Here is a 16,021-nt window from a genome sequence, read left to right on the forward strand (position 1 = left end):
ACGCCCGGGCGGCGGGCATGCGGATGGCGCAAGGTATCGCAGTGCGCATGGCGGAGCGCACAGGGTCGGTCTGCGACGGCACGAAGAAGGTTCACGAGGCGCCCCCCGCGGTGCCGTGCTTGGGGGCTTGGGAGGCGAGCTTGTTCATCGCCCACAAGGTCCAGAGCAGCGCCGCAGCCTCGCTCACGGACCAAGCCAGAGCCACCGCCCAGGGAGCACATGCCGCATCTCGAGCTAGCAACCAGCCGCCCAGCGCCAGACACGCCAAACGCCAAGCCGCCGCAGCGGTGTTAGCTTGCGGCACACCATGCGCATGCATGGCTGGCGCTAGCACCCGGGTGTAAGCCGCCAGCGGCAACGACAGCGTCATGAGCATTGCTGGCAAGATTGCCGCGTCGTAATCAGCGCCCAAACCCCAACGCACCGCCACCCCGACAACCCCGGCCAGCAAGCAGCCGGCCACAGCCCCCCAGATCACCCAGCGTGCCGCGTGGGCCTGCAACCGGTGAAGCAGCGTCAAATCCAGCGTAGCCGTCCAACGGGCAAAAAGCAGCGGCGCCACCAGGCCCACAGGTACCACCAGGCCTTGAGCGACGAACACGCCGACGTGTAGTAATCCGACCCCCTCGTCACCCCCGCCCGCCTGGCGCACCAGGGCGTAGGCCAGCAAAGGTTGCAGGACCGTCAGTACCGCTTGCAGGAAGACATGCGATCCATTTGCCCACAGGGCGCGCCAGGGAAGCCGCCCGACTCCGACCGGCGTGCCGTGCAACTGATGCGTCACCACCGCAGCGCCCGCCAAGGCGGCCAGGGCCGCCGAGATCAGAATCGCCGAAGGAAAAGGCCCGCGCCCGGACTGGCTGCACACCGCTGCGAGCAGGGCGACGGCCGGCACTACCGTCAGTAGAGCGAACACCGCGCCTTGATTGAGCGTCAGGCACACGCCTCGCCATAGTGCATGTACCACCAGTAGGGCGGCGGCGCCAGCGAGCACCCACGCATCTAAGGGTCCGGTCAGCGGACCTGCCCATTGCTGTCCAGCGCCGATGCGGGTGGCAGCCCAGGCCACCGGCACGAACATTAGCGAATAGCCCGCGGCATACCAAGCCAGGCGACGGGCGCACGCGCTCAAGCGGTTCACCACATAGACGATGCCCTGTGGAAACCCGAAGGTACCCAGCACCACCAGCAGGTCGACCCAGGCCTTGCTCTGAGCAAACTGCCCCTGCGCCTGCGCGCCGCCGACAGTGGCCACGACAAGCACCGTGGCAAGCGCACTAAGAGGCCCCAACGCTTGCAACGACGCGGACGCCAACAATGCCCGCATAGCCGGATTCAATATCAGACTTGGCATGCGTTTAATCCCCCGATCCTGCGGCATCTCAGAGAGCTCAGGCTGATTCGGGACGGGGCACGGACAAGCGTCATGAGGAGCGCTCGTCAAAGCGCAAGGTCGTGGAGGACAGTGGATTCTAAAATCGCGGATTCACCCTAGGCCCGCAATGAACAACACGACACCGCCCACCCCCGTGCCCGCTCAGGCAGACGAGAACCAGCTGATCACCGAGCGCCGCGAAAAACTGGCCGCCATCCGGGCCGCCACGGCAGTGCCGTTCCCGAACGATTTCAAGCCCCAGCACCGTGCGCTGCCGCTGCAGACCCAGTACGGCGAAATGCCCAACGAGGAACTGGAAACACAGGCAGTGAAGGTCAGCGTGGCGGGCCGCATGATGCTCAAGCGTGTGATGGGCAAGGCGAGCTTCTGCACGTTGCAGGACGCCACCGGCCGCATCCAACTGCGTGTGACGGTCGACCATGTCGGCGCGGACGTTTACGCCGCGTTCAAGCACTGGGACCTGGGCGACATCATCGGCGGCGAGGGCACGCTAATGAAGACCAAGACCGGCGAGCTGACCGTCACCGTCACCACGCTGCGCCTGCTGACCAAGAGCCTGCGCCCACTGCCGGACAAGTTCCACGGCATGAGCGACCAGGAGCAGAAGTACCGCCAGCGCTATGTCGACCTGATCACCGACGAGGACGCGCGCAAGCGCTTCACGGCGCGCTCCAAGGCGGTGTCCGCCATCCGCAGCTTCATGGTCGACCACGGCTTCCTGGAGGTCGAGACGCCGATGCTCCACCCCATCCCCGGTGGCGCGAATGCCAAGCCCTTCAAGACGCACCACAACGCGCTGGATCAGGAGATGTTCCTGCGCATCGCGCCGGAGCTGTACCTGAAACGTCTGGTGGTGGGCGGCTTCGAGCGCGTGTTCGAGATCAACCGCAACTTCCGCAACGAAGGCATTTCGGTCCGGCACAACCCCGAGTTCACGATGATGGAGTTCTATGCGGCCTACTGGACGCATCACGACCAGATGGACTTCACCGAGGCCGTGCTGCGCCATGCCGCCATCGCCGCCACCGGCAGCGCTGCACTCACCTATGCCGGCAAGCCGGTGGCGCTGGACAAGCCGTTTGCGCGCGTGTCGGTGCGCGACTCGCTGATCCAGTTCGCCGGCCTGAGCGAGGCCGAAGCCGACAACGCCGACGTGCTGCGCGCCCGCATCGTCGCCGCTGGCGAAGAGGCCCCGGCCCGCTGGAGCCTGGCGGAGCTGCAGTTCGGCCTGTTCGAGGCCGTCGTCGAAGAGAAGCTGTGGGAGCCCACCTTCATCATCGACTACCCCGTCGAGGTCTCGCCGCTGGCCCGGGCCTCGGACGCCAACCCGGCGATCACCGAACGCTTCGAGCTGTTCATCACCGGCCGCGAGTACGCCAACGGCTTCAGCGAGCTGAATGACGCCGAAGACCAGGCCGCGCGCTTCCACGCCCAAGTGGCCAACAAGGACGCCGGCGACGAGGAGGCGATGTTCTTCGACGCCGACTTCATCCGCGCGCTGGAGTACGGCATGCCCCCGACCGGCGGCTGCGGCATCGGCATCGATCGGCTGATGATGCTGATCACCGACTCGCCGTCGATCCGTGACGTGATCCTGTTCCCGGCGCTGCGTCGGGAGGCCTGAACCTCAGCGCTTCTCCAACGCCTTGATCCGGGCCCAAAGCTGGGCCTTGGACAGGGTGTTCATTTGCATCGCGCCCATGCAGGCATCAAGCCGTTGCGGGCGCTCCCGCAGGTCCTGCAGGGCCCTTGACAGGCCGCTTTCGACACTGTCGCCGTAGGCCGTTGCGGCCTTGGCGATGGCCGCACGCAGCAGAGGCTTGGCCGGCTGCATCATGGCCAGATCGATCAGGTTGCGGCTGAAGACGCCGTCATCGCGCCAGCGGTCGGCCAGCGCCAACAGCTTGCCGGCGGCCAGGTCCAGCGGCGTCAACCCGGCGACACCGGCGATGAAGTCGGTTAGGCCCCGGCGTGTCGAATGCGATGCGCGCGGCACCGGCGCGGACGAGCGCACCCAAGCCAGCCGGGCCGGTCAGCAACTGCCGCAGCGCCCGGTAGCCGGCGAGGTCGGACACGAGGAAGGCGATGTCCACCGACTCGCGGTACTCGCCAAAGCGCAACGCCATCGCGGTGCCACCGCCTGAGAAACAACTATGCCAATACCGCCGCTGGTGCCTTGCCCGCAATGATCATCGCCAGCACCTCGTCCTCCGTCACATCAGCGGTGCGGCAGACCCCAACCATCCGCCCGTTCTTCATGACCGCCAGACGGTTTGACAGCGCGAATACATCCGGCATGTCATGAGTCACTAGAAGGATGCCCACGCCCTCGGCGGCCAGGCGCCGGATCAAATCGTGGACCATCGCCGTCTCGGCCGGGCCCAGCGCCGCACACGGCTCGTCCATGATCAGCACGCGCGCCTTGAATTGCAACGCGCGGGCGATGGCGACGACCTGGCGCTGGCCGCCCGACAGGGACATCACCGGGTCGCCGATGTTCTTGAAGTTGGGGTTGAGCCGCGCGAACAGCGGCACCGCCGCGGCGCGCATGGCGGCATCGTCGAGCAGACCGAAGCGCGTGCGCAGTTCGCGGCCGAGGAAGAGGTTGGCGACCGAGTCGAGGTTGTCAGCCAGGGCCAGCTTCTGGTGAATGGTCTCGATGCCGGCGGCGCGTGAATCGGCGGGGCTGGCGAACTTCACCTTCTCGCCGCTCAACAGCAGCTCGCCGCCGTCGAACGGCAGCGCCCCGGCGATCATCTGCATCAGCGTGGACTTGCCGGCGCCGTTATGACCGAGCACGGCCAGCACCTCGCCGGGCGCCAAGCTCAGGCTGACGCCATCGACCGCATGCACGCCGCCAAAGGATTTGCGCGCATCGCGCACTTCAAGCAACGCGCTCATCGATGTGCCACCCGGTCAAACACGACAGCTGCCACCAGCACCTGGCCGAGCACCACCATGCGCCAGCCGATGCCGACATCGGTCAGCAACAGGCCGCTGTCGATGCTCTGGATGATGAGGGCGCCCAGCACGGTGCCGCCGACGCTGCCGCTGCCTCCGGCCAGGCTCACACCGCCGATGACGGCTGCCGCGATGACGGTCAGCTCCATCCCGGTGCCCATCGAGTTGGTGCCCGCGTTCAGCCGCGCCATCGCAACCACGGCCGCCAATGCCACCAGGGCCGCCAGCAGCATGTTCAGCTGGAGCATCACGCGCTTGACCGGGATGCCGGCCAAGCGCGCCGCGTCCGGATTGCCGCCGATGGCATAGACGTAGCGGCCAAAGCGCGTGTGCTTGGCGACAAAGCCCAGCACCAGCACCACCACCACCCAGATCACCAGCGGCAGGGGCAGGCCCTGCCCCTGCGCCTGACCTTCGAGGCGGTAGGCGTTGAAGACGGCCACGCAACCGAACACAGCCACCGCCGCGACGCCGCCCTTCAGCAGCTCATGCCTGAGGTCGCCTGGCACCCCGCCGGCGCGCTGCTGCGCCCGCCGCTGCACGGCCTGCCAACCCCATAGCACGGCGATGAGGCCGATGCCCAGCAGCCAGCTGCCGCGCTCGCCAAGCGAGCCGTCCAGGCCGCCGCCAAGGGCCAGCAGCCAGGGCTCGCTGACGGGCTGGGTCTTGCCATCCGCGATCAGGAAGGCCACGCCACGAAGCGACACCAGGCCGCCCAAGGTCACGACGAAGGACGGGATGCCGATGACCGAAGAAAGCCAGCCCTGAAAAAGGCCGACGAGAAGCGCCAGGCCCAGGCCGGCCAACAGCGACGCGCCGACGGACCAGCCCTGCGTGTACTGCAGCCAGGCCATCAGCACGCCGACCGCGCCGAGCAACGAGCCCACCGCGAGGTCGATCTGCCGCGCGACGATGATCAGCGCCATGCCGCTGGCGACGATGCCGACGACCGCCGTCTGCTGCGCGATGTTGTAGAGGTTCTCCGCCGTCAGGAAGCTGCCGGTGAGCACGTGAAAGCCGATGGCAATGGCCACCAGCACGGCGGCCATGACGGCAAGCCGCTGGGTCTGGGCGCTCATCGGGTCTCCTACTTGCAGGCGGCCGGCGCCTTGGCCGCGTCGACACCCTTGCAGACCACGGCCTTGGACACCCAGCCGGCACTGATGACCTGATCGAGGTTGGCCTGCGTGATGGCCACCGGGGCAAGAAACTTGGCCTGCAGCGAGACCTTGCGCTCGCCACCGGCCCAGGGCGCGGCGCCATCGACCTTCTTGCCGGCGGCCAGCTGCACGGCGGCCGCCGCAGCCTCCTTGCCCAGCGCACGCGAGTCCTTCCAGACCGAGACGGTCTGCGTGCCCAGCGCGATGCGGTTCAGCGCCGCATGGTCGGCGTCCTGGCCGCTGACGGGTACGCCCCTGAGCCCGCGCCCGGCAAGCGCGGCAATCGCGCCGCCGGCCGTGCCGTCGTTGCTGGCCACGACCGCGTCCACCCCGCCTTTCAGGCGCGTCAGGATCTGCTCCATGTTCTTCTGGGCCACTTCGGGCTTCCAGCCGTCGGTGTACTCCTCGGCAACGATCTTCACGGCGCCGCTCTTCACGGCGTCGGCGAGCGCATCTTGCTGGCCGGCCCGCAGGAAGTCGGCATTGGGGTCGCTGGGCGAGCCCTTGATCATCACGTAGCGGCCCTGCGGCTTGGCGGCCAGCACGGCCTTGGCCTGCAGGCGGCCAACCTCGCGGTTGTCAAAGGTCAGGTAGAACACCTCGGGCGCTTCGATCAGGCGGTCATAGGCCAGCACCGGCACCTTGCGCGCCTTGGCCTTGTTCAGCGCCGGGGCGATGGCGTCCTTGTCCATGGCCAGGATGATCAAGACTTTGGCGCCCTTGGCGAGCAGGGACTCGACATCACCGATCTGCTTCTCGGGCGAGCCGCCGGCGTCGGCGCTCAGGTAGCTGCCGCCGAGGCGGGCCAGCTCGGCCTTGATCGCCGCCTCGTCGGTCTTCCAGCGTTCCTCCTGGAAGTTGGACCAGCTCACACCCACCACCGGGCCGGCCGCCAACGCTGTCATCGAGGCCATCAGCAGCGTCGTCGCCGCCCACATTTGCTGCATTCGCATCTTGTCTCCAACGCCCGTTTTGTCTGGGCCGCGGATTCTAGGAATGCAGGCAACAAAAAAGCGACCCTCCCGGGTCGCCTTTCATCGGCTTGAAACCGCTTTGTTTCAGCGGCTGGCCAGCGCGGCGGCGCGGCGTGCAACCGGTGCAGGGAAATCACCCAGTTCGCGCGCCGCGTTTTCGCCATGGTCGGCGGCCAGGGCGGCAGCGAGCTTCTGATCGGCGCGCACTTCAGTCGGTTTGATCGTCAGCACGGCCTGACGGGGCAACTGCACGGTGGCAGACGCGGTGGCCTTGACAGTGGCCGGCGTCGGCACGTCGATGCCCTTTTCACCTTGGAAGGCGGCCAGCTCGCCACTGCTGCGGGCAGCGACCAGCTCGGCAATGACGGCTTGGCGGCTCACCGGGGCGGTTTGGGCGGTTGCGGCACCGGCGGCGATCAACAGGGTGGCGGCGATGATGGTGGACAGCTTGCTCATGACGGGCTCCTTCAGTTCTTGCAGGAACGTCCTGCTTTCGGTTCACTTGGACATCGCGACCGCGGTGTCCATGGCCTGAACTGTAAGCAACCCATCTAAGTAGAAACACTAGGCTGGCGGAAACTGACTATTCAACTTTTGCAAACACTCACCCCTAGTTCGTCATAGATTCGCTACGAAAGTGCGCTCAGCGGTGCTGGAAGTCCGGCGCGCGCTTGGCCAGGAAAGCTTCCATGCCCTCGCGCTGGTCATGGCTGCCGAACAGAGCATGGAAGTAGCGCCGCTCCACGGCGACGCCGTCAGTCAGCGGCGCCTGGTAGGCCAGGTTGACCAGTTCCTTGATGAGCATGACCGATGGCCCACTGAAGCCGTTGATGGCCTCCGCCGCGGCCAACGCTTCCTCCAGCAACTTGTCCGCCGCCACGACGCGTGACACCAGGCCGGCGCTTTCGGCCTCGGCGGCGGCCATCATGCGGGCGGTCAGCAGCATGTCCATGGCCTTGCTCTTGCCAACGGCGCGCGGCAGGCGCTGGGTGCCGCCGGCGCCCGGGACGATGCCGAGCTTGATCTCGGGCTGACCGAACTTGGCCGTGTCGGCCGCGATGATGAAGTCGCACATCATGGCCAGCTCACAGCCGCCACCCAGGGCAAAGCCGCCCACAGCGGCGATCACGGGCTTGCGCACTTGCAGGATGGTTTCCCAGTTCTTGGAAATCAGGCCGCTCTTGAAGGCGCTGGCGAAGGTGTGGGGCAGCATGGTGGGGATGTCGGCGCCGGCCGCAAAGGCACGCTCGGAGCCGGTCAGCACCATGCAGCCGATGCCGTCGTCCGCGTCAAAAGCCAGCAGCGCTTCACCCATCTCGTCCATCAGCTGGTCGTTCAGCGCGTTCAGCGCCTTCGGGCGGTTCAGCGTGATGAGGCCGGTCTTGCGCGGGCCGTCGCCGTGCACGGCGGTGATGATGCATTCGTAGGTCATGGCGGGGGTCTCCTGGGGATGCCGTCGGTCGATTCTGGCGCGGCTTGCAGCGGCGCACTCTTGAGCATGAGGTCGATGTAGGTGCCAGCGTCCTGGCGGATGACGAGGCGCACGGGCAGGTACTGCAGCGAGGGCGCAAGCCAGACTTCGGCGGCCAGGTCGTTGCCGCGCGCCGGCTGTCGGGGCCGCAGGTGCCAGGCGACAAGCGGCCCCATGGGCGTGTACAGCACGTCCTCGCCCATCACCTCGTACTGCCAGTCGTAGGGGCCGCTGGGCAGTTGAAGCGGCAGCTGGATGACGCGTCCCGCTTCCAGGGTCTCGCGGCCGGTCAGGAAGAGCCATGTCAGCTGCACGAACTGGCTGACGGCGTCCTGCGGTGCCCCTGGCCCGCCCGCGCCCTGCTCGCCACCCAGGAAAACGAGGTTTAGGCGCCGGGGCTCGCCGAAGATCAGCCTCGTCTCCTCGTCGTAGCGCTGCGGCGCAATGCCCTCGGGCGCCAGGCGGCCCTGGCTGCTGATGCGCCGGGTGATCAGTGGCGCGAAGCTGGGGCCGATCGCGACATCGAGATGAATCTGATAGTCCCGGCCTTTGCGCAGCCATTGGACCTGCGCCTGGCCAGTCACCGGCCCGCGGTAATTGCCGGTCAGGTCGTAGCTCAGCCGGGTCGACAGCGGCCACTCGGGGCCGGGCTCGTCACTCGGTGCGGCTGAGGCGGCTGCCGCAGCGGGTGCAGCAAGTTCATGCGGTGCCGGGGCCACTCCAGCGGCCGCCTCTGGCGCAGATGCCAGCTCGGGGGCCGCCGCGGGAGCGGATGCCGGCTCGGACGCGGCCGACGCCGCCGTCGCTGCCGGACTGGCCACGGGGCGGAGTGGCGGGGGTGGCGGGGGTGGCGGCGGCACCGGCCGCGCAGCGGGCGGCGTTTGCATTGCCATCTCCTGCACGAACTCGACTTGCATGCGGGCGGGCATGGGCGCCGGGCCTTCGCTGACCCAGCCAGCGTGGATGCGCTGCACCTCGCGGCCGAGCAGCAGGTGCACGGCCAGCACGGCTGCCACGATCAGCCACGGTGGCCGCGGCGTTTTCATGCCAGGCTCAGGCGCCGAGCCAGCGGCGCCGCGCGGCCTGCGCGCCGTCGGCGAGCGTCAGCGCCACGGCGGCCGGCTGCGACGGCGGCAAAACCACGTCGAACTCGATCAGACGCTGGTCGCGGCTGACCAGCAGGCGCAGCCGCGCATCCCCTGCAGCCAGCAGCGCCGGCGCGTCATCCAGCCGGCGCAACCGCCAGCCATTGCAGCCGATGATCTCGTCGCGCGCATTGACGCCACCCGCTGCAGCCGCACCACCGGTCAACACATGCGTGACATGGATGCCCGTCAATGCCGCCTCGCGTGCCTTCAGGCCCAGGCGCTGGGCGACCGGCTGGCGGCCCTCGTCGCCCCATGCGATGCCGTGGCCCTCAAGCAGCTCGCGCAGCGGCAATTCATCGGTGCCATGCACCCAGGCATGCAGTCTCTCGCCAGCCTCGTCTCCGCCCAGCGCACGCGCAGCCGCGAGGATCGCCGCTTCACTGATGGGGCCGCCGGCGCTGTCCCGCCACAACTGCTGCATCAGCGCATCCAGGCTTGATTCAGATGCGCGCAGGACCAGATCCAGGCACAGCGCCACCAACGCACCTTGCGCGTAGTAGTTGCTCGTCGCGTTGACGCTGTTCTCGTCGGGCCGGTAGTACTTGGTCCAGGCCTCGAAACTGGCGCTCGCCAGCGGCTGCACACGCCGGCCCGGCGCGGCGAGCACGCCGTTGACGGACGCCGCCAGCAGCTTCAGATAACGCGGCGCATCGACCAGGCCGGCGCGGCACAGCATCAGCTCGTCGTAGTAGCTGGTGAAGCCTTCGAAGAACCACAGCAGCTCGGTGTAGTTCTCGCGTTGGTAGTCGAAGCGGGTGAACTCCGCCGGGCGCAGGCGCTTGACGTTCCAGGCGTGGAAGTACTCATGGCTGAACAAACCCAGCAGGCGCGCATAGTTGTCGCTCGGCGCGGCAGGCTCGGCTGCCGTCGGCAACTCGCGCCGCGCGCAGATCAGCGCCGTGCTGGCGCGGTGCTCCAGGCCGCCGTGGCCATCGTCGACGGCCCAGAGCAGAAAGCTGTAGCGCTCGAAAGGCGCGCCGCCCCAGAAGGCGATCTGCGCCTCGCAGATGCGCTGCACGTCGGCCAGCAGGCGCTCACCGTCGAAGCTGGGCCAGGCGCCGGCAACCACGATGCGGTGGGGTACGCCGGCGGCCGTGAACCCGCCTTGCCAATGCGGGCCGATCTCGAAGGGGTGGTCCAGCAGCTCGTCGTAGTCGGCCGCCTCGTAGGCGCCCTGCTGCTCGGGCATCTCGGTGGCGATTTGCCATCCGCCGGGCACGCCGGCCAGTTCCACGCGATGCGGTGCGGCCTCGCGGCCATGCACGCGCAGGCAAAGGCTGCTGGCATTGAAGAAGGCGCGCTGGCTGTCCAGCCAAGCGGTGCGCACCGAGGCGTCGAAGGCATAGACGTCGTAGCTGAGCGTCAGCGCCTTGCCCCGTGGCCCGCCGCTGCAGCGCACGCGCCAGCTGGCCTTGTCGATCTGCTCGATGGCCAGGTCGCGGTCGCCCTGGCGCGCAGTCATCCCGCTCAGTTGTTTGGCGAACTCGCGCACCAGGTAGCTGCCCGGGATCCACACTGGCAGGCTGAGGTCCTGCTCGGCTGCGGGCGCTGGCAGCGTCAGCGTGACGCGAAAACGATGCGCGGCGATGTCGGCCAGTTCGACCCTGTAGCACGGCCCGGTCATCAGCTGCCCGCAGCGGCGAGAAAGCAGCTCAACGAGGCGACGGCGGTGAGCCGAAAGCGCAGCGTGAGCCAGTCTCCTGCACCCAGTTGCGGGTAGACGCGTCGGTCGACCGCGTAGCAGGCGATGAGCACGCCACCATGCAGGGCCAGCCCCGCGTAGGGCGCCATCAACACACCCAACCAGCCGAGCAACGAGGCAAGAACGCCCCAGGCCAGCGGCTTCCGGCCGGGCAGGCCGCGCGCGAACGACAGCCCCCAGTGGATGCCACCCAGAAAAGAGACCACGAGGCCGGCATAGGCCGACATCGCGAGGCTGACAAACGCGTGCTGGTCGAGGTCGCGGTTGCCGATCAGCCAGATCAGTGCGCAGCCGACGACAAACGGAATGAGGCCGGCGTAGGCCAGCCGATGCGCGAGGCGGCGATGGTCGGCACTCATCGGCTCAGGATCTGCCGGCCGGTGCCGCAAGTGCCTGCAGGCGCTTCTCGAGCTCGACCGCGCCGACTGCGCCGGGAATGCGGTTGCCGTCTTCCAGCAGGATGGCGGGCGTGCCGTTCACGTGGATGCGGCGCGACAGCGCGAGATTGCGCTCGATGGCGCCGTCATCACAGGCGGCGGGTGCCTTGGGCGGCTGCTCATTTCGCAGCATCCAGCCGAGCCAAGCGCTGGTGCTGTCCTTGGCGCACCAGATGGCGCGCGTCTTGTCGGCCGAATCGCCGCCAAGGATCGGGATGAGGAAGGTGTAGACCGTCACGTCCTTGAGCTCTTGCAAGGATTTCTCGAAGCGCTTGCAGTAACCGCAATTCGGGTCGGCAAAGACGGCGAGCCGGCGCTTGCCAGTGCCGCTCTTCCACACCACGGCATCCTTGAAAGGCAGCGCCGCGAAATCCACCCGGTTGAGCTGGGCGACGCGCTCGCCGGTCAGGTTCTTCCTCGCCTTGAGGTCGATGAGCTCCCCTTCGATGAGGTAGGTGCCCGTCGGGTCGGTGTAGCGTATCTCGTTGCCAATCCGGATCTCCCACAGGCCCGGCATCGGGGCCGGCCTGACTTCATCGATCTTGGGTGCATTGGGCATGCGCTCGGCAATGGCCTTGCGAATGGCGGCCTCGTTGGCGGAGGCGGTGAGGCTAGATACAAGCAGGGCGGCGAGCAGAAGGAAGCGGTGCAGCACGATGGCGTCCAGGGAAGAAGTCAAAGCCCAAGGGCCCGCTGGGTCAACCAGCGCTTGACGGGGGTGAGTTGGTTGAGCGCGTCCAGCCCGCCGTTGCGCAGACCGCGCGCGGCCTGCGAAGGATGGGCAAACAGGCGTTGCAGCGCGTCGGTCAGCTCGCCCATGGCCAAGGTCGGGGCAAGGCGCTCGCGGGCATAGCGACGCAGCAGACGCTCATCGCCCAGGGGACGCCAGGGCTCGCGTGCCGCGAGCACTTGCGACAGCGCCGCGACGTCTGCGAGGCCCAGGTTCAGGCCTTGGCCGGCCAAGGGATGCACGAGATGTGCGGCGTCCCCCAACACGGCCCAGCCCGGCCCGCTGACCGCGCCGGCACGCGCGAGCGCGAGCGGCCAGGTCGCCCGCTCGCCTGCCAAGGTCAGCGCGCCCGCCGCTCCAACCGTTGCGGCGGCGAGCTCGCGCTCGAAATCCGCCTGCGGCATGGCCCGCAGCGCCTGCGCGCGGTCCTCGGCGCAGGACCAGACCAGTCCGAAGGATTGCGCCGGGGTGGGCCGTTCGAACGGCAACAGGGCCAGCACTTCGCCGCCGGCACCGAACCACTGGCGCGCGACGCCTTGATGCGGACGATCCGCCACAAGCCTTGTTGCCAGCGCGCGGTGCCCATAGGCCTTGGGCTTGAACTCGACGCCCAACGCGTCGCGTGCCGCGGATTCGCGGCCCTCGCACAACGCGGTCAAAGCGGCGCGCGTGCCGGGGTCGACATTGCGAACATGAGGTGAGAAACGCAATGCGGTAGCCAGCTGGGCATCAAGCGCGGCCGCGTCGACGATGACGGCCAGCTCGCGCAGCCCTTGCTGCCAGGCCGAAAAGCTCAATCGACCGGCAGGCCGACCGTCCGCCGCGTCGCCGCAGATGACCATGTCGTAGACCGCGCAGACGGCATCAACCGGCAACCCGTCCCACACCTTGAGTTCCCGCAGCAATGCTACGGACGCGGCGTTCAACGCATAGGCGCGCACATCATCTGCACGCGGCGCCTCCACCGTACCGGCAAGGCCGACCGTCAAGCCCTGGGCGGCGAGGCTGAGCGCAAGGCTGCTACCGACCGCCCCCCGCCCTCTCACCAACACATCCACGCTTTGCATGCGGCGATTGTAGGCAGCGGGTGTGACCGCCCAGAGCCGCAGGGAGAGCATGACGCCGGCGACTAAAATCGCGCGCTTCGGCACCGGCCCGCCGCCGGATGCCTCCCCACAGAAAGCCTGCCATGAGCCTCAAATGCGGCATCGTGGGCCTGCCCAACGTCGGCAAGTCCACGCTCTTCAATGCCTTGACCAAAGCCGGTATCGCCGCCGAGAACTATCCGTTCTGCACGATCGAACCCAATGTCGGCATCGTCGAGCTGCCCGACCCCCGTCTGGCGGCACTGGCCGAGATCGTCAAGCCTGAGCGAGTTGTGCCGGCCGTGGTGGAGTTCGTCGACATCGCGGGCCTGGTTGCCGGCGCCAGCAAGGGCGAAGGCCTGGGCAACCAGTTCCTGTCGCACATCCGCGAGACGGACGCCATCGTCAACGTCGTGCGCTGCTTTGAGGATCCCAACGTCATCCACGTGAATGGCCGTGTCGACCCGATCGCCGACATTGAAGTCATCCAGACCGAACTCTGCCTGGCGGACCTTGGCACCGTCGAGAAGAGCCTGCATCGCTACAACAAGGTCGCCCGCGCGGGCGACAAGGAAGCCGTCGCGCTGGTCAAGGTGCTGGAGAAGTGCCAAGCCGCCCTGGATGAAGCCAAGCCGGTGCGCTCCATCGACTTCAGCAAAGAAGAGCTGGCCGTATTGAAGCCGCTGTGCCTGATCACGGCCAAGCCGGCCATGTTCGTCGGCAATGTGTCGGAAGACGGTTTCGAGAACAACCCCTTCCTGGACCGCCTACGCGAGTACGCCGCCAGCCAGAACGCGCCGGTCGTCGCGATCTGCGCGAAGACCGAAGCAGAACTGGCCGACATGGCCGAAGAGGACCGCACGCTGTTCCTCGCCGAGATGGGCCAGGACGAACCGGGCCTCAACCGCCTCATTCGAGCGGCGTTCAAGCTGCTGGGCCTGCAGACCTACTTCACGGCCGGCGTGAAGGAAGTGCGCGCCTGGACCATCCACATCGGTGATACCGGCCCGCAGGCTGCGGCCGTCATCCACACGGACTTCGAGCGCGGCTACATCCGCGCCCAGACCATCGCCTACGACGACTTCATCAAGCATCGCGGCGAGCAAGGCGCCAAGGACGCGGGGAAGATGCGCGCAGAGGGCAAGGAGTACGTCGTGAAGGATGGCGACGTGCTGCATTTCTTGTTCAACGTCTGATCTGGTGCGCCCCGCTATCTGAAGGCTGGGCGTTGCGCCTGCGCAGACGGGCAGGCCGCCGGAACTCCGGGGCGCCCAGCCGGTCCTGGAGTTCCGGATCGGCGTTTATTCAGGCATCGGGCATCCTCGGCTGAGCAGTCCACAAGTAGGCAGTGGAATGGACGCCCCCACGGCCTCGACCTGGCCAACGACGTGTTTCAGGTTCACGGTGCCAACGGGCGTGGGAAGGCGGTGCTGCGCTCAAGCGCGGCCCGGTTACTCAGCAGCGAGGCTGCGGTGCTGCACAAGGAGATGCTCTTCAACGAGGCCGGTACCCTGGGCGCGCAGGCCGAGCCCGCAGGTGAAGAGCGCGGCCACAGCAACGACAGCGACCAGATTGACGTCCCCGGCCACAAGCGGGCCCAGCGCGGCCGCAAGCCGCTGGACCCGGCGCGGCCGCACGAGTTGATCCGCCATGACCAGCGCTGCGAGCGGCGCTTCGACCGCCCGCGCCAACGGAACAATCGGGCGCACCTGTCGCCGTCGGGCACGAGCACCGAATGCCCTTGTTCGCGCAAACACCTTTCGACGGCATGCGCAAGCGTGGACCTGCTGGCGCCGCTCTAACCCGTGAACTACACGGCGAACACCTGCAGTGCAACCGCTTCAGCAAGGAAGGGTGACATCGAAGACACGACCTGGAACTCCTGTCAGGTTGTAGCGCCCGCGCGCCGCTCACACAATCATCGGCACTCGGCCGGCGCTTCGCACCGACGCGCCTGAACGCTTTGCGCAAGCGCTTTGCGCAAATCATTTAACAAACACGCTTCGCTTGAACCGATCGAAGCGAAAAGGTCCCGGTGAAAATGAATCACCCCACCGACGTCCACCATGGAATGACATCTCCCGGGCAGACCTTCCATTTCATCTCGGGACTGCCGCGCTCGGGCTCTACGTTGCTCTCGGCCCTGCTGCTGCAGAATCCTCGATTCCACGCAGGCATGACGAGCCCGATCGGTGCGCTGTTCAACGGCATGGTGGCCCAGTTTTCGGCAGGCGGCGAGTTCGGCCCTGTCATCACCCACGATCAGCGCCGCCGCTTGTTGCGCGGCCTCTTTGACAGCTACTACGCCGAGCAAAGCACCAAGTCGGTGGTGTTCGACACCAACCGCCAGTGGAGCGCCAAGCTGCCGGCGCTGCTCGACCTGTTCCCGCAGGCCAAGGTGATCGCCTGCGTGCGCAACGTGGCCTGGGTGATGGACAGCATCGAACGCCTGTACCGCGCCAACCCCTATGAAAACACCAAGCTCTTTGCCGACGACAGCGAGCGCAACAACGTCTACAGCCGTGTCGACACGCTGGCCTTGCGCAACCGGCTCGTCGGCTTCCCCTGGGCCGCGCTGAAAGAGGCCTACTACGGCGAACAGGCCGCCTCGCTGCTGGTGGTCGACTACGACCTGCTCAGCCAGTCGCCGGAGAAGGTGCTGCGACTGGTCTACGACTTCATCGGCGAACCCTGGTTTGCGCACGACTTCGACAACGTGGTCTACGACGCACCGGAGTTCGATGAAGCGCTGGGCCTGAAGGGCCTGCACGAGGTGCGGCGCAAGGTGCAGGCAGCGCCCAGGCGTACCGTGTTGCCGCCCGACCTGTTCGAAAAATACGCATCGCTGTCGTTCTGGCAGGACGAAGCCGCCAGCGCAGCCAACGTCATCCGGATCAAGCACAACACCTGAGCGCATGACTGTCATGTCGGGCCGCTCGCATCACCGCGGGGACATT

The 16,021-nt window shown here is 67.3% G+C and carries 16 protein-coding genes and 1 pseudogene; 4 read left to right on the forward strand and 13 right to left on the reverse strand.

The window, feature by feature from the left end:
• Positions 1–91: 91 nt before the first annotated feature.
• Positions 92–1,327, reverse strand: a complete 1,236-nt coding sequence (locus ACT6S0_RS01025) for a hypothetical protein (protein WP_444762057.1) — start codon at positions 1,325–1,327, stop codon at positions 92–94.
• 175 nt (positions 1,328–1,502) lie between these two features.
• Between ACT6S0_RS01025 and lysS the strand changes: the two genes are divergently transcribed.
• Positions 1,503–3,020, forward strand: a complete 1,518-nt coding sequence (lysS, locus tag ACT6S0_RS01030; RefSeq protein ID WP_444762058.1) for a lysine--tRNA ligase — start codon at positions 1,503–1,505, stop codon at positions 3,018–3,020.
• 3 nt (positions 3,021–3,023) lie between these two features.
• Here the strand turns inward: lysS and ACT6S0_RS01035 are convergent, their stop codons facing one another.
• The 12 genes and pseudogenes from ACT6S0_RS01035 to ACT6S0_RS01090 form a co-directional block, all read right to left on the reverse strand.
• Positions 3,024–3,410: a nucleotidyl transferase AbiEii/AbiGii toxin family protein gene (locus ACT6S0_RS01035; RefSeq protein ID WP_444762059.1), complete on the reverse strand. Its 387-nt coding sequence runs from the start codon at positions 3,408–3,410 to the stop codon at positions 3,024–3,026.
• A 67-nt stretch (positions 3,411–3,477) separates the two neighbouring features.
• Positions 3,478–3,522 (reverse strand): annotated as a pseudogene (locus ACT6S0_RS01040) (hypothetical protein); the annotation flags it as partial.
• A gap of 25 nt (positions 3,523–3,547) precedes the next feature.
• The gene (locus ACT6S0_RS01045) at positions 3,548–4,297 is read right to left on the reverse strand and encodes an ATP-binding cassette domain-containing protein (RefSeq protein ID WP_444762060.1); all 750 of its coding nucleotides are present in this window, start codon (positions 4,295–4,297) and stop codon (positions 3,548–3,550) included.
• Positions 4,294–5,436, reverse strand: coding sequence for a sugar ABC transporter permease (locus ACT6S0_RS01050; RefSeq protein WP_444762061.1), 1,143 nt, complete (start codon positions 5,434–5,436; stop codon positions 4,294–4,296). Before ACT6S0_RS01050 ends, ACT6S0_RS01045 begins: the two co-directional genes overlap by 4 nt.
• Positions 5,437–5,444: 8 nt before the next feature.
• Positions 5,445–6,470: a substrate-binding domain-containing protein gene (locus ACT6S0_RS01055; RefSeq protein ID WP_444762062.1), complete on the reverse strand. Its 1,026-nt coding sequence runs from the start codon at positions 6,468–6,470 to the stop codon at positions 5,445–5,447.
• Between the two features lie 105 nt (positions 6,471–6,575).
• Entirely contained in the window at positions 6,576–6,947 is a 372-nt protein-coding gene (locus ACT6S0_RS01060; protein ID WP_444762063.1) for a hypothetical protein, read from the reverse strand.
• 187 nt (positions 6,948–7,134) lie between these two features.
• The gene (locus tag ACT6S0_RS01065; RefSeq protein ID WP_444762064.1) at positions 7,135–7,923 is read right to left on the reverse strand and encodes an enoyl-CoA hydratase; all 789 of its coding nucleotides are present in this window, start codon (positions 7,921–7,923) and stop codon (positions 7,135–7,137) included.
• A complete protein-coding gene (locus ACT6S0_RS01070; protein WP_444762065.1) occupies positions 7,920–9,008 on the reverse strand; it encodes a DUF3108 domain-containing protein in 1,089 nt (362 codons plus the stop codon). Before ACT6S0_RS01070 ends, ACT6S0_RS01065 begins: the two co-directional genes overlap by 4 nt.
• 7 nt (positions 9,009–9,015) lie before the next feature.
• Positions 9,016–10,734, reverse strand: a complete 1,719-nt coding sequence (locus tag ACT6S0_RS01075) for a M61 family metallopeptidase (protein WP_444762066.1) — start codon at positions 10,732–10,734, stop codon at positions 9,016–9,018.
• Complete coding sequence (locus tag ACT6S0_RS01080; RefSeq protein ID WP_444762067.1) at positions 10,734–11,171, reverse strand: DUF3429 domain-containing protein; 438 nt, start codon at positions 11,169–11,171, stop codon at positions 10,734–10,736. The genes ACT6S0_RS01075 and ACT6S0_RS01080 overlap by 1 nt, the downstream gene beginning before the upstream one ends.
• A gap of 4 nt (positions 11,172–11,175) precedes the next feature.
• Positions 11,176–11,928: a DsbC family protein gene (locus ACT6S0_RS01085; RefSeq protein WP_444762068.1), complete on the reverse strand. Its 753-nt coding sequence runs from the start codon at positions 11,926–11,928 to the stop codon at positions 11,176–11,178.
• Positions 11,925–13,046, reverse strand: coding sequence for an FAD-dependent monooxygenase (locus ACT6S0_RS01090; RefSeq protein WP_444762069.1), 1,122 nt, complete (start codon positions 13,044–13,046; stop codon positions 11,925–11,927). The genes ACT6S0_RS01085 and ACT6S0_RS01090 overlap by 4 nt, the downstream gene beginning before the upstream one ends.
• A gap of 122 nt (positions 13,047–13,168) precedes the next feature.
• On the opposite strand from ACT6S0_RS01090, the gene ychF reads away from it, so the two are divergent.
• From ychF to ACT6S0_RS01105, 3 genes are all read left to right on the forward strand, one after another.
• Entirely contained in the window at positions 13,169–14,260 is a 1,092-nt protein-coding gene (ychF, locus tag ACT6S0_RS01095) for a redox-regulated ATPase YchF (RefSeq protein ID WP_444762070.1), read from the forward strand.
• A gap of 276 nt (positions 14,261–14,536) precedes the next feature.
• Positions 14,537–14,866: a hypothetical protein gene (locus ACT6S0_RS01100; protein ID WP_444762071.1), complete on the forward strand. Its 330-nt coding sequence runs from the start codon at positions 14,537–14,539 to the stop codon at positions 14,864–14,866.
• A gap of 269 nt (positions 14,867–15,135) precedes the next feature.
• Positions 15,136–15,975 carry a sulfotransferase family protein gene (locus ACT6S0_RS01105; RefSeq protein ID WP_444762082.1) on the forward strand — a complete coding sequence of 280 codons (840 nt, stop codon included), beginning with the start codon at positions 15,136–15,138 and terminating at the stop codon, positions 15,973–15,975.
• Positions 15,976–16,021: the final 46 nt, after the last annotated feature.

The sequence above is a fragment of the Roseateles sp. genome, from assembly GCF_052436255.1.
Taxonomy (GTDB): Bacteria; Pseudomonadota; Gammaproteobacteria; order Burkholderiales; family Burkholderiaceae_C; genus Pelomonas.